Source organism: Cupriavidus sp. PET2-C1 (assembly GCF_054515855.1).
On the sequence record NZ_CM137259.1, the window covers coordinates 3,917,453 to 3,930,311 of the forward strand.

The following is a 12,859-nucleotide window of genomic DNA, read 5'->3' on the forward strand; positions in this document are numbered from 1 at the left end:
TTGGGGGGACTGAGCAACATCAGCTGCAACTGCAGCTACAACCGCAGAATCAGCTTCAAATTCAAGGGCTTAACGTCAAAATCAACCGCAACTGCAGTTTCACCTCCCCTGCGGGGCGGCGACCTACTTTTTTGTCTTGCCAAAAAAGTAGGCAAAAAAGGCGCGCCGGATGGGGCGACTACCCCCTCGGGATTTCACGAAAAGAGCGGCCGGGACCCAAACTCGCATCGCCTTAAGGCGATACTCAGACATGGGTCCCTCTTTTCCGCTCTTTTCGTGAAATCCCGAGGCGCCCCATACGGCCTTGGCACACCTTCACGGCTCGCTTCGCATCGCGCACGGGTGTTTCCCGCCCCCAGGCGGGAAACACGGCTTACCACAGAGGGATCAAATTTCGATTCGGTGTGGCCGTGATTGCCGCCCCCAGGCGGCAATCACCCACCCGCGATGCGCAGCGAGCCGTCTGCCTTTCATCTCCCGTTATGGGGCGCCTCGTCGTCGGGCGAAAAGAGCGGAAACGAGGAGGCCATGTTTGAGTATCGCCTTAAGGCGATGCGAGTTTGGCCTCCGGCCGCTCTTTTCGCCCGACGACGAGGGGGGGTCGCCCCATCCGGGTCGCTTCTTTGCCTACTTTCTTGGCGAGCCAAGAAAGTAGGTCGCCGCCCCGCAGGGGAGGTGAAACTGCAGTTGAAGTTAAGCAGTTGCAGCTGAATTTGCAGTTGCAGTTGCAGTTCAAAGCCCCCCCTTTCCCTTTACCGAACAATAGGCTTATACCGAATCCGCTTAGGCTTAGCCCCCTCCTCACCCAGGCGGCGCTTCTTGTCCGCCTCATATTCCTGGTAGTTGCCCGGGAAGAATTCCACATGCGACTCGCCTTCGAAGGCCAGGATGTGGGTGGCGATCCGGTCCAGGAACCAGCGATCGTGGGAGATCACCATCACGCAACCGGCGAACTCCAGCAGCGCGTCTTCCAGCGCGCGCAGCGTTTCCACGTCGAGGTCGTTGGACGGTTCATCGAGCAGCAGCACATTGCCGCCGGAGATCAGCGTCTTGGCCAGGTGCAGGCGTCCGCGCTCGCCGCCCGAGAGCGTGCCCACGTGCTTCTGCTGGTCCGAGCCCTTGAAGTTGAAGCGGCCGATATAAGCACGCGACGGCGTTTCGTAGCGGCCGACCGTCAGCACGTCGGCGCCGCCGGAGATCTCTTCGAACACGGTCTTGCTGCCGTCGAGCGCATCGCGGCTCTGGTCCACGTAGGCCATCTTCACGGTGGGGCCGACCTTGATCTCGCCGCTGTCCGGGGTTTCCTTTCCGGTGAGCATGCGGAAGAAGGTCGACTTGCCGGCGCCGTTGGGGCCGATGATGCCGACGATGGCGCCGGGCGGCACCTTGAAGCTGAGGTCATCGATCAGCAGGCGGTCGCCGTAGGCCTTGCTCACGCCGCTGAACTCGATCACCTCGTTGCCCAGGCGCTCACCCGCGGGGATGAAGATTTCCTGGGTTTCGTTGCGCTTCTGGTATTCCTGGCTGTTCAGTTCGTCAAAGCGCGCGAGACGTGCCTTGGACTTGGCCTGGCGCCCCTTGGGGTTCTGCCGCACCCATTCCAGTTCCTTGTGCAGCGCCTTCTGGCGGGCCGACTCGCTCGACTCTTCCTGCTTCAGGCGGGCTTCCTTCTGGTCCAGCCAGGAGCTGTAGTTGCCCTTCCAGGGGATGCCGTGGCCACGGTCAAGTTCCAGGATCCACTCGGCCGCGTTGTCGAGGAAGTAGCGGTCGTGGGTCACCGCCACCACGGTGCCGGGGAAGCGCGTGAGGAACTGCTCCAGCCATTCCACCGATTCCGCATCCAGGTGGTTGGTGGGTTCGTCGAGCAGCAGCATGTCGGGGCGCGACAGCAGCAGGCGGCACAGCGCCACGCGGCGCTTCTCGCCACCCGACAGGTTGCCCACCTTGGCGTCCCAGGCCGGCAGGCGCAGCGCATCGGCCGCGATCTCCAGCTGCAGCTCGGCGTTGTTGCCGTCGCTGGCCGCCAGGATGGCTTCGTACTTGGCCTGGTCCGCTGCCAGCGCGTCGAAATCCGCGTCCGGCTCGGCATAGGCCGCATAGATCTCGTCGAGCTTCTGGCGGGCTTCGAACACACCGCCCAGCGCGGCTTCCACCGACTCGCGCACGGTTTGCTCGGGATCGAGCTGCGGCTCCTGCGGCAGGTAGCCAATGTTCAGGTTGGGCATGGGCGTGGCTTCGCCCTCGATTTCCTTGTCGAGGCCCGCCATGATCTTCAGGACGGTCGACTTGCCCGAGCCGTTCAGGCCCAGCACGCCGATCTTGGCGCCCGGGAAGAAGGACAGGGAAATGTCCTTGAGAATGTGACGCTTGGGCGGGACGATCTTGCCCACGCGGTTCATGGTGAAAACGTACTGTGCCATGCGGATCCGGGTGAAATTGGGGGGAATCGGCCAAGTGTAGCAAAGCCGGTCCGCACAAGGCCCGTCAGGACGCCTTCCTTGCGCGTGGCGCGGCGCCCGGCGTGCCGGCTGCGCGCTTGCGCGCACGGGTCAGGCTGGAGGTCAGGCGGCGGTAAGCGATGTCCATATGCCGCTGCATGACCGTGCGCGCCAGCTCCGGGTCCTTGCCGCGCAGCGCCGCCAGGACTTCGCGATGCTCGGCGATGGCCTGGGCCCAGACCTCGGGCGTCTCGAAGTGGCTGTTCAGCTGATCGAACAGCGGCCCGAGGCGCAAGTCGAAGAGCCGGCGCACCACGCCCACCAGCACGCTGTTGCCGGTGGCTTGCGCCACCCGCACATGGAACAAGCGATCCGCATCGAGCGGCTTGATGCCGGCGGCGGCTTCGGCGGCCATCTGCGCGATGGCTTCCTCGATTGCATCGAACTGAGCCTTGCGCCCGCTCCGGGCTGCCAGCGCGGCGACCTCGCCTTCCACCAGGGCACGTGCGCGGATCAGCTCGAGCGGCCCTTCCTCGCCGGACAGGTCAAAGCCCGCGTCGACGGAAGACGGCGGCTCGCACACATAGATGCCGGAGCCCATCCGCACTTCGATATAGCCCTCAACCTCGAGCGCGATCAACGCCTCGCGCAGCGATGGGCGGCTCACGCCGAGCTGCACCGACAAATCCCGCTCCGCCGGCAGGCGCGAGCCCACCGGAAATTCGCCGGCCTGGATCAGCGTGCGCAGCTGGGCGCTGATCTGGCGGTACAGGCGTTGCGGTTCGATCGAATGGATAGGCATGTGCAGCCCGAGCGTCTGGCGAAATTGGTTTGACCATTTGTCCAGCCGGCTGGAGTCTAGGCAGCGCGCCAGCGAATGTCCAGGCGGATTCATCGCGCGCTGCAGCATACGCAGCGGCATCGGTAAAGACCACTAATTGGTAATACCAGTTTACCTGTCCAGACTCGTGAACTAGACTCCGCTCACTCGGCATGCATGCGGCAAGGCAGTGCAATTGGTCGTGGGCATCCGTATCTGCAGCGCACAAAAAAGCGGGCATCAGCACACGTAGCGCCTACGCGCCAGCCGTCGCTGCATGGCCCCCGCAATGACGCAGGAGACCCGAGTGAACGACGACAAGCCGACGCCCCCCACGCGCCGCAGCCAGGCCTGGTTTGGCCGCCTCGACCGCGATGGCTTCATCTATCGCTCGTGGCTCAAGAACCGCGGCATTCCTCACGACCAGTTCGATGGCCGCCCGGTCATCGGCATCTGCAACACCTACTCCGAACTCACGCCCTGCAACTCGCATTTCCGCACACTGGCCGAACAGGTCAAGATCGGCGTGTGGGAAGCCGGCGGCTTTCCGCTTGAATTCCCGGTGATGTCGCTGGGCGAGACCATGCTGCGCCCCACCGCCATGCTGTTCCGGAACCTGGCCAGCATGGACGTGGAAGAATCGATTCGCGGCAACCCGATCGATGGCGTGGTGCTGCTGATGGGCTGCGACAAGACCACGCCCGCGCTGATGATGGGCGCAGCCTCGTGCGACCTGCCCACCATCGGCGTCTCCGGCGGCCCCATGCTGAGCGGCAAGTTCCGCGGCGGCGAGCTGGGCTCCGGCACCGACGTGTGGAAGATGTCGGAGGAAGTGCGGGCCGGCCAGATGTCGCAGGAAGACTTCTTCGAAGCCGAGAGCTGCATGCACCGCTCGCACGGCCACTGCATGACGATGGGCACCGCGTCGACCATGGCCAGCATGGTGGAAGCGCTGGGCATGAGCTTGCCCGGCAACGCGGCGATTCCCGCCGTGGACGGCCGCCGCAATGTGCTGGCGCGAGCGTCGGGGCGCCGCATCGTGGAGATGGTGAAGGACAACCTGGTGATGTCGAAGATCCTGACCCGCGATGCGTTCGAGAACGCCATCCGCGTCAACGCGGCCATCGGCGGCTCGACCAATGCCGTGATCCACCTGCTAGCCATCGCCGGGCGCATCGGCGTCGAGCTCAAACTGCAAGACTGGGATGCGCTGGGCCACGAGCTGCCGTGCCTGCTCGACCTGCAGCCATCCGGGCGCCACCTGATGGAAGACTTCTACTACGCTGGCGGCCTGCCCGCGGTGATTCGCGAACTGGAATCGGTGCTTGCGCGCGACACACCCACCGTCAACGGCAAGACGTTGTGGGACAACTGCAAGGACGCGCCCAACTGGAACCGCGAAGTCATCCACGCCTTCGGCGCGCCCTTCAAGGCCAGCGCCGGCATCGCTGTGCTGCGCGGCAACCTGTGCCCCGATGGCGCGGTGATCAAGCCGTCGGCCGCCACGCCGGCGCTGCTCAAGCACACCGGCCGCGCGGTGGTATTCGAGAACAGCGAGCACATGCACCAGCGGCTCGACGATGAATCGCTCGATGTCGACGAGACCTGCGTGCTGGTGCTGAAGAACTGCGGCCCGCGCGGCTACCCCGGCATGGCCGAAGCCGGCAATATGCCGCTGCCGCCCAAGGTGCTGCGCAAGGGCATCACCGACATGGTCCGTGTATCGGATGCGCGCATGAGCGGCACGGCCTACGGCACGGTGGTGCTGCATGTGGCGCCCGAGGCCGCGGCCGGCGGCCCGCTGGCGCTGGTGAAGGACGGCGACATGGTGGAGCTCGACGTGGCCGCGCGCAAGCTGCACCTGCATGTCGATGAGGCGGAGCTGCAGCGTCGCCGCGCCGCGTGGCAGGCGCCCGCGCTGCCGATGGAGCGCGGCTGGACGCGCCTGTATGTCGAGCATGTGCAGCAGGCCAACCTGGGCGCCGACATGGATTTCCTGGTGGGCAAGAGCGGCGCCGCGGTGCCCAAGGACAACCACTGAGACACCCTGCCGCCCAACGAATCACCACGGCAATCCAATCGCGACGAACTGCCGCCCCCGGCACGAACGGGCATAAGCGGCTCACGGAGACACCACGCATGGCATCGGTCCAGATTCGCGGCATCCAGAAATACTTCGGCAGCACGCAGGTCATCCGCGGCGTGGACATCGATATTGCCGATGGCCAGTTCACCGTGCTGGTGGGGCCATCGGGCTGCGGCAAGTCCACGCTGCTGCGCATGATCGCCGGACTGGAGGAGATCACCACCGGCGAGATCGCCATCGGTAACCGCGTGGTCAACCGACTGCCGCCAAAGGAGCGCGATATCGCCATGGTGTTCCAGAACTATGCGCTCTACCCGCATATGACGGTCTACGACAACATGGCCTTCTCGCTCAAGCTCGCCAAGGGCGACAAGGACGAGATCCGGCGCAAAGTGGCCAAGGCATCCGCCATCCTCGGCCTGGACAATTTGCTGGAACGCTACCCGCGCCAGCTCTCGGGCGGCCAGCGCCAGCGCGTGGCCATGGGCCGCGCCATCGTGCGCGATCCGCAGGTGTTCCTGTTCGACGAGCCGCTCTCCAACCTGGACGCCAAGCTGCGTGTGCAGATGCGCGCGGAGATCAAGGAGCTGCACCAGCGCCTGCGCACCACCTCGGTCTATGTCACGCACGACCAGATCGAGGCCATGACCATGGGCGACCTGATCGTGGTGATGCGCGACGGCCGCGTGGAGCAGCGCGGCAAGCCGCTGGAGCTTTACGACCATCCCGACAACCTCTTCGTGGCTGGCTTTATCGGCTCCCCGGCGATGAACTTCCTGCCCGGCGTGCTGCGCCGCAGTGGCGGCGATGCCGCAGTCGAGTTTCCCGATGGCACGCGCCTGCCAGTGCCTGCGCGCTTCGATGCCACTGCCGGCACTGACGGCCAGCGCGTGATCTACGGCGTGCGGCCCGAGCACCTGATCCTGGGCGTGCCGGGCCAGGGCCTGCAAACGCGCGTGTCGGTGGTCGAGCCCACCGGCGCCAACACCGAGATCTATTCCCGCTTCTGCGAGGCGGAGTTCATCTCGATCTTCCGCGAGCGCCATGACTTCGCCGCGGGCGACATCCTGAACCTGGTGCCCGACCACCAGCACACGCATCTGTTCGATGCCGACTCGGGCCAGACGCTATTGCAGCGCGGCCCGGCGGCACTGGCGGACGATCCGGGAAGCAGGCATGACCAGCACGGGGCGGAGCCCCTGACCACGGAGGAGACAAAGCGATGAGCACACCGAGCAACTTCACGAGACGCGATTTCCTGGTGTCCACGGCGGCCGTTGCCGCCACCACGGCGATCGGCGGCCATGCCTTCGCCGCACCGGCTGCCCTGCAATACAAGCCGGAAGCCGGCGCCAAGCTGCGCGTGCTGCGCTGGAAGCGTTTCGTGCAGGGCGACGAAGACCTGTGGAACGCCAACACGAAGAAGTTCACCGAGCTGACCGGCGTCGAGGTACGCGTCGACAACGAAGGCTGGGAAGACGTGCGGCCCAAGGCCGCCGTCGCGGCTAGCGTCGGCAGCGGGCCGGACGTCATCGTTGGCTGGTTCGATGACCCGCAGCAGTACCCCGACAAGCTGGTCGACCTGACCGACCTGGCCACCTACCTGGGTGGCAAATACGGCGGCTGGTACGACGTGTGCCGCAAGTACGGCACGCACAACGGCAAGTGGATCGGCCTGCCGCTGGGCGTGGTCGGCAATGCGCTGGTCTATCGCGAAAGCCACGTCAAAGCCGCTGGCTTCGACACCATCCCCAAGGACCTTTCCGGCTTCCTCAAACTGTGCCAGGGCCTCAAGGCCAAGAACACGCCCTGCGGATTCGCGCTCGGCAAGGCCGTGGGCGACGGCAACAACTGGGCACACTGGCTGCTGTGGTCGCACGGCGGCATGCTGGTCGACACCAAGGGCAAGGTGGTGGTCAACTCGCCCGAGACGTGGGCCGCGCTGGAATATGCCAAACAGCTCTACGCCACCTTCGTGCCCGGCACGCTGTCGTGGCAAGACCCGTCCAACAACAAGGCCTTCCTCGACGGCCAGATCAGCCTGACCGCCAATGGCATCTCGGTCTACTACGCGGCCAAGAATTCGAAGGAACCCAAGCTGCAGGAAATGGCGCGCGACATCCAGCACGCGCACTTCCCCATCGGCACGCCCGGCAGGCCCACCGAGCTGATGCAGATCACGCAGATGATGCTGTTCAGGTATTCCAAGTTCCCGAACGCGGCCAAGGCCTACCTGCAGTTCATGATGGAGCCGGAGCAGTACAACCCGTGGATGGAAGCCGCCATCGGTTACGTCAGCCAGCCGCTCAAGGCCTATGAGGCCAACCCGATCTGGACGGCCGACCCCAAGCACACCGTGTATCGCGACTCCGCCGCGCTGATGCTCGACAACGGCCACGCCGGGCCGCTGGGCACGGCCTCGGCCGCGGCCATGGCGGACTACATCGTGGTCGACATGGTGGCCGAAGCGGCAAGCGGCTCCAAGACACCGAAGGAAGCGGCGGCGCGCGCGGCGGAGCGGGCGCAGCGGTACTACAAGACGTAGTGGCCAACTAATGGCCAATTAATGGCCAACGCCTGAAGCGAGATGAGGGCGCGGCGCCACCGCCGCGCCCGCCGAGCCGAACCCTGCGAGGTGCGCCATGCGAGGTGAACCATGATTTCCCGCCTGTTGAACAACCGCCATGCGCTGGGGCTGCTGTTCATGCTGCCCACCGCGCTCTTGCTGCTGGTTTTCCTGACGTACCCGCTCGGCCTCGGCGTATGGCTCGGCTTCACCAACACCAAGATCGGCGGCACCGGCGAATGGATCGGGCTGTCCAACTACAGCTACCTGGCGGGCGACTCGCTGACGCAGCTGGCGCTGTTCAATACGATCTTCTACACCGTGGTGGCCAGCGTGGTGAAATTCGCGCTGGGCCTGTGGCTGGCGCTGCTGCTCAACAAGAACCTGCCGTTCAAATCCTTCTTCCGCGCCATCGTGCTGCTGCCATGGATCGTGCCGACCGCGCTGTCGGCACTGGCATTCTGGTGGATCTACGACGCGCAGTTCTCCATCATCAGCTGGACGCTGGTCAAGCTAGGGCTGATCGATCGCTATATCGACTTCCTGGGCGACCCGTGGCTGGCGCGCTTGTCTACCATCGCGGCCAATGTCTGGCGCGGCATTCCCTTTGTCGCCATCTCTCTGCTGGCTGGCTTGCAGACGATCTCGCCCACGTTGTACGAGGCCGCATCCATCGACGGCGTGACGCCATGGCAGCAGTTCCGCTATGTCACGCTGCCGCTGCTGACGCCGATCATCGCGGTGGTGATGACCTTCTCGGTGCTGTTCACGTTCACCGACTTCCAGCTGATCTATGTGCTCACGCGCGGCGGCCCGCTCAACGCCACGCACCTGATGGCCACGCTGTCGTTCCAGCGCGCGATTCCCGGCGGCTCGCTGGGCGAAGGCGCGGCGATCGCCACGATGATGGTGCCCTTCCTTCTGGCCGCCATCCTGTTCTCATACTTCGGCCTGCAGCGGCGCGGCTGGCAACAAGGAGGCGACAAATGAAAGCGACGGCCGCAGCGGAGCAGCAAGACACCGCGCAGGGAATGGACTACCTGCAATCGATGCCGCGGCGCTGGGTGACCATCTACATCCCGCTGGGCATCTTCGTCTTCGTGCTGCTGTTCCCCTTCTACTGGATGGCGATCACTGCCTTCAAGCCGGACGGCGAACTCCTGATGCGCAGCGCCAACCCGTTCTGGGTGATGGCGCCCACGCTCGCCCACTTCAAGAAGCTGCTGTTCGACACCCCCTACCCGGAGTGGCTGCTCAATACCGTGATCGTCTCCACGATCTCCACCTTTGCCTCGCTGGCCGCCAGCGTGCTGGCCGCGTACGCCATCGAGCGGCTGCGCTTCCAGGGCGCGAAGCAGGTAGGCCTGGCCATCTTCCTGGCCTACCTGATCCCGCCCTCGATCCTGTTCATCCCGCTGGCATCGATCGTGTTCCAGCTCGGCCTGTTCGATACGCGCTGGGCGCTGATCCTCACCTACCCCACCTTCCTGATCCCGTTCTGCACCTGGCTGCTGATGGGCTACTTCCGCTCCATCCCCTACGAGCTGGAAGAATGCGCGCTGATCGACGGCGCCACGCGCTGGGAGATCCTGGTCAAGATCATCCTGCCGCTGGCCGTGCCGGGGCTGATCTCGGCCGGCATCTTTGCCTTCACGCTCTCGTGGAACGAGTTCATCTACGCGCTGACCTTCATCTCCTCATCGGAGGTGAAGACGGTGCCGGTGGGAATCGTCACCGAACTGATCGAAGGCGACGTCTACCACTGGGGCGCGCTGATGGCGGGTGCCTTGCTGGGTTCGCTGCCGGTGGCGCTGGTGTACTCGTTCTTTGTGGAGTACTACGTGTCGGGCATGACGGGCGCGGTGAAGGAGTAGCCGCATGGCGGCAGCCAGGACGCGTGGGGCCATGGCAGGCTAAAATGCGAAGTTATCCTGCCGTGAGCCCGCGCGCCCGGTAATGTCGCATTCGAACCACTCCGCCTCCAAGCCCGATCCCATGAGCAAACCCGCCCGCACCCTCACCTTCAAGTGCAAGAAGTGCACCAAGCCCGTCACGCTATTCCTGCAGAAGGTGTCCGCCTGCTCGCACATCACCCCGTACCAGGGCTTTTGCAAGTGCGGTGAAATGGTGCGCCACGCCACCGGCGACAAGGACGCCGTGGAGTCCTTCGTCAGCTCGGTCGACGGCAGCTGGGCCCACCATCACCACCATCACCACCATCACCATTGAGCACCCGTAGCACCCCCGCGCCCACCAGCGAGACCTGGCGCCCCGGCGTGAAGGATCCCCTGCGCTTCCTCGCCGCATATCCCGACGGCGTGCTCGACCAGGTGCGCCAGATGGTGGCCGCCAATCGCCTGGGCGAGCACCTGGCGAAGAAATATCCCGCGCGGCACACCGTACAGACCGACCGCGCGCTGTACGACTTCACCGCCGAGCTGAAGCAGGAATTCCTGCGCACCGCGCCGCCGATCCATAAGGTCGCGTTCGACGCCAAGATCGACGTGGTCCATCGCGCGCTCGGGCTGCACACCGCCATCTCGCGCGTGCAAGGCGGCAAGCTCAAGGCCAAGAAGGAAATCCGCGTGGCGTCGCTGTTCAAGGAAGCACCGCCCGAGTTCCTGCGCATGATCGTGGTGCACGAGCTCGCTCACCTGAAGGAAAGCGATCACAACAAGGCGTTCTACCGCCTGTGCGAATACATGGAGCCGGCGTACCACCAGCTGGAGTTCGATACGCGCCTGTTTTTGGCGTGGCGCGAACTGGAGCCGGCGCAGGGCTAAGCCAGGCTCCCTCACGCGCAGCCTGCTGGCTTTACCTGCGCCGCCAGGCGATGCCAGCCGGCGAAGACCCGGGCGAAGATCGATCCGAGCGGCCTGGCGGCCTTCCCATTCCGCGTACGTCAATCCGGCGATTCCGCCCCCGCAAAAATACCGAAAACGCCAAGACGCGCAAAAAATCTATATTTTCGATTCTATTGTATTTACAATCGGCCCAGATCAATGCCTGCAGCATCTTGTGGCCGCACTGGGTCCGCGGCGGTACGTAGCAAGACGCGCAGCTTTCCACAGACAAAAACAAGAAGGCTATGGCAACGCTGATTCCCGCGCTTGGCTCGGTCACGTCGCGCATGACAGGTGGGGAAAGACGCTTCGCAGAGCGGCTCGAGGCCAAGCTGGAAGACGACTATCTGTGCTGGTACGACGTCGCCATCGGTGAGAAGACCCGCCACCCTGACTTCATCGTCTTCCACCCTAGCCGGGGCCTGCTGGTGCTTGAGGTCAAGGACTGGAAGCTCAGCACGATCCAGCGCATGGACCAGCGCACCGCCGCATTGATCACCGAGCGCGGCGTGGTGCATGAAATGAATCCGCTGGAGCAGGCGCGGCAGTTCATGTTCTATGTGCTGGACCTGCTGCAGCGGGATCCGCAACTTGTCTGGCCCACCGGCTCGCTCAAGGGCAAGCCATTCTTTCCGTATGGCGCAGGCATCGTCCTCGCCAACATCACGCGTGCGCAGTTCGAGCAGACCAACCTTGGCGAAGTACTGCCCGCGCACCTGGTGATCTGCAAGGATGAAATGGCGCCCGAGGCGGAACCCGAGGCGTTCCAGAAACGGCTCTGGGAGATGTTCCCGGTCAAGTTCACGTTCAAGCTGTCGCTGCCGCAGATCGACCGTATCCGCTGGCATCTTTTCCCGCAGATACGCATGCCGGAACAGCGCGCGCTGTTCCCGGAAGACACACACGATCCGCAGGACATTCCCGACATCCTCCGGGTGATGGACCTCCAGCAGGAACAACTCGCCCGAAGCCTGGGCGAAGGCCATCGCGTCATTCACGGTGTAGCCGGGTCCGGCAAGACGCTGATACTCGGCTACCGGGCCGAATACCTCGCCAGGGCGGCAACGCGGCCCATCCTGGTGCTCTGCTTCAACAAGACGCTGGCGGCCAAGCTATCCGCGACGATGGCGGAGAAAGGCATTGAAGACAAAGTGCATGTGCACAACTTCCATGCCTGGTGTTCGCGGCAGTTGCAGGCATTCAACATTGATCTGCCCAAGGGCAGGGCCGACGACGCACTCTTCGAGTCCTTTGTGTCGCGGGTCATTGAAGGCGTCGAGCGCAAGGCCATTCCCGGTGGGCAGTACGACGCGGTGCTCATCGACGAAGGTCACGACTTCCGGCCGGAATGGTTCAAGCTCATCGTGCAGATGGTCAATCCGGATAGCAACTCGCTGCTCGTTCTGTACGACGACGCGCAATCCATCTATGGCGGCGCAAAGAAGCGCAAATTCAGCTTCGCCAGCGTCGGCGTGCAGGCAAAAGGCCGCACCACCATCCTGAAGATCAACTACCGCAATACACAAGAGATCCTGGCGGTGGCGCGCGCCTTCGCCGACGACCTGCTACGGCCGAATGACAATGGAGAAGACGAAGCGCCAACCGTACAGCCGATCGGGGCAGGCCGGCGCGGACAAAAACCGCTACTGATCGCGCTCCCCACCATCGAAGCTGAAGCGGAGCGCATCGCGCAGGTCCTGCTCGAAGAAAATCGCACGGGGACGGCGTGGGCGGAGATGGCGATCATCTATCGGCATTGGGAAATGGCAGGCCAGGTCACCAGCGTACTCGCACGCAAGGGCATTCCATTCGAATGCCCGCAGATCACCAAACGCTTTACGCCGGGTGGCGACAGCGTCAAGGTGGTGACCATGCACAGCAGCAAGGGGCTGGAGTTTCCCCTGGTCTGCATTCCAGGTGTCGGCGCGCCGCACAAGAAAGAAGAAGCCATCGAGGATGAGGCCCGCCTGCTTTACGTCGCCATGACGCGCGCCACACGCCAGCTGGTGATGACGCATGGCGAGACATCGCACTTCTCCGCGCGGCTGCGGGGGGCATTGGACAAACTGGCTTGATCGCAGGCAAGCCGCCGGCGATCATGTGACG

The 12,859-nt window shown here is 64.2% G+C and carries 10 protein-coding genes; 8 read left to right on the forward strand and 2 right to left on the reverse strand.

Annotated elements, in window-relative coordinates; all coding sequences use genetic code 11:
• Window positions 1-752: 752 nt before the first annotated feature.
• Together ettA and ACX12D_RS17695 are read right to left on the reverse strand one after the other, a co-directional pair.
• Window positions 753-2,420, reverse strand: a complete 1,668-nt coding sequence (gene ettA / locus ACX12D_RS17690) for an energy-dependent translational throttle protein EttA (protein WP_459372138.1) — start codon at window positions 2,418-2,420, stop codon at window positions 753-755.
• A gap of 64 nt (window positions 2,421-2,484) precedes the next feature.
• On the reverse strand, window positions 2,485-3,240 hold the full coding sequence (locus ACX12D_RS17695; protein ID WP_459372139.1) for a FadR/GntR family transcriptional regulator: 756 nt from the start codon (window positions 3,238-3,240) through the stop codon (window positions 2,485-2,487).
• A gap of 325 nt (window positions 3,241-3,565) precedes the next feature.
• Between ACX12D_RS17695 and ACX12D_RS17700 the strand changes: the two genes are divergently transcribed.
• From ACX12D_RS17700 to ACX12D_RS17735, 8 genes are all read left to right on the forward strand, one after another.
• A complete protein-coding gene (locus ACX12D_RS17700; protein ID WP_459372140.1) occupies window positions 3,566-5,299 on the forward strand; it encodes an IlvD/Edd family dehydratase in 1,734 nt (577 codons plus the stop codon).
• A 98-nt stretch (window positions 5,300-5,397) separates the two neighbouring features.
• The gene (locus ACX12D_RS17705) at window positions 5,398-6,570 is read left to right on the forward strand and encodes an ABC transporter ATP-binding protein (protein WP_459372141.1); all 1,173 of its coding nucleotides are present in this window, start codon (window positions 5,398-5,400) and stop codon (window positions 6,568-6,570) included.
• Entirely contained in the window at window positions 6,567-7,889 is a 1,323-nt protein-coding gene (locus tag ACX12D_RS17710) for an ABC transporter substrate-binding protein (RefSeq protein ID WP_459372142.1), read from the forward strand. Before ACX12D_RS17705 ends, ACX12D_RS17710 begins: the two co-directional genes overlap by 4 nt.
• Before the next feature lie 111 nt (window positions 7,890-8,000).
• Window positions 8,001-8,900 carry a carbohydrate ABC transporter permease gene (locus ACX12D_RS17715; RefSeq protein ID WP_441637804.1) on the forward strand — a complete coding sequence of 300 codons (900 nt, stop codon included), beginning with the start codon at window positions 8,001-8,003 and terminating at the stop codon, window positions 8,898-8,900.
• Window positions 8,897-9,784, forward strand: a complete 888-nt coding sequence (locus tag ACX12D_RS17720) for a carbohydrate ABC transporter permease (RefSeq protein WP_441637806.1) — start codon at window positions 8,897-8,899, stop codon at window positions 9,782-9,784. Before ACX12D_RS17715 ends, ACX12D_RS17720 begins: the two co-directional genes overlap by 4 nt.
• Before the next feature lie 121 nt (window positions 9,785-9,905).
• A complete protein-coding gene (locus ACX12D_RS17725; protein WP_459372143.1) occupies window positions 9,906-10,139 on the forward strand; it encodes a hypothetical protein in 234 nt (77 codons plus the stop codon).
• Between the two features lie 59 nt (window positions 10,140-10,198).
• A complete protein-coding gene (locus ACX12D_RS17730) occupies window positions 10,199-10,693 on the forward strand; it encodes a M48 metallopeptidase family protein (RefSeq protein WP_043352367.1) in 495 nt (164 codons plus the stop codon).
• Between the two features lie 305 nt (window positions 10,694-10,998).
• The gene (locus ACX12D_RS17735; protein WP_459372145.1) at window positions 10,999-12,828 is read left to right on the forward strand and encodes a DEAD/DEAH box helicase; all 1,830 of its coding nucleotides are present in this window, start codon (window positions 10,999-11,001) and stop codon (window positions 12,826-12,828) included.
• Window positions 12,829-12,859: the final 31 nt, after the last annotated feature.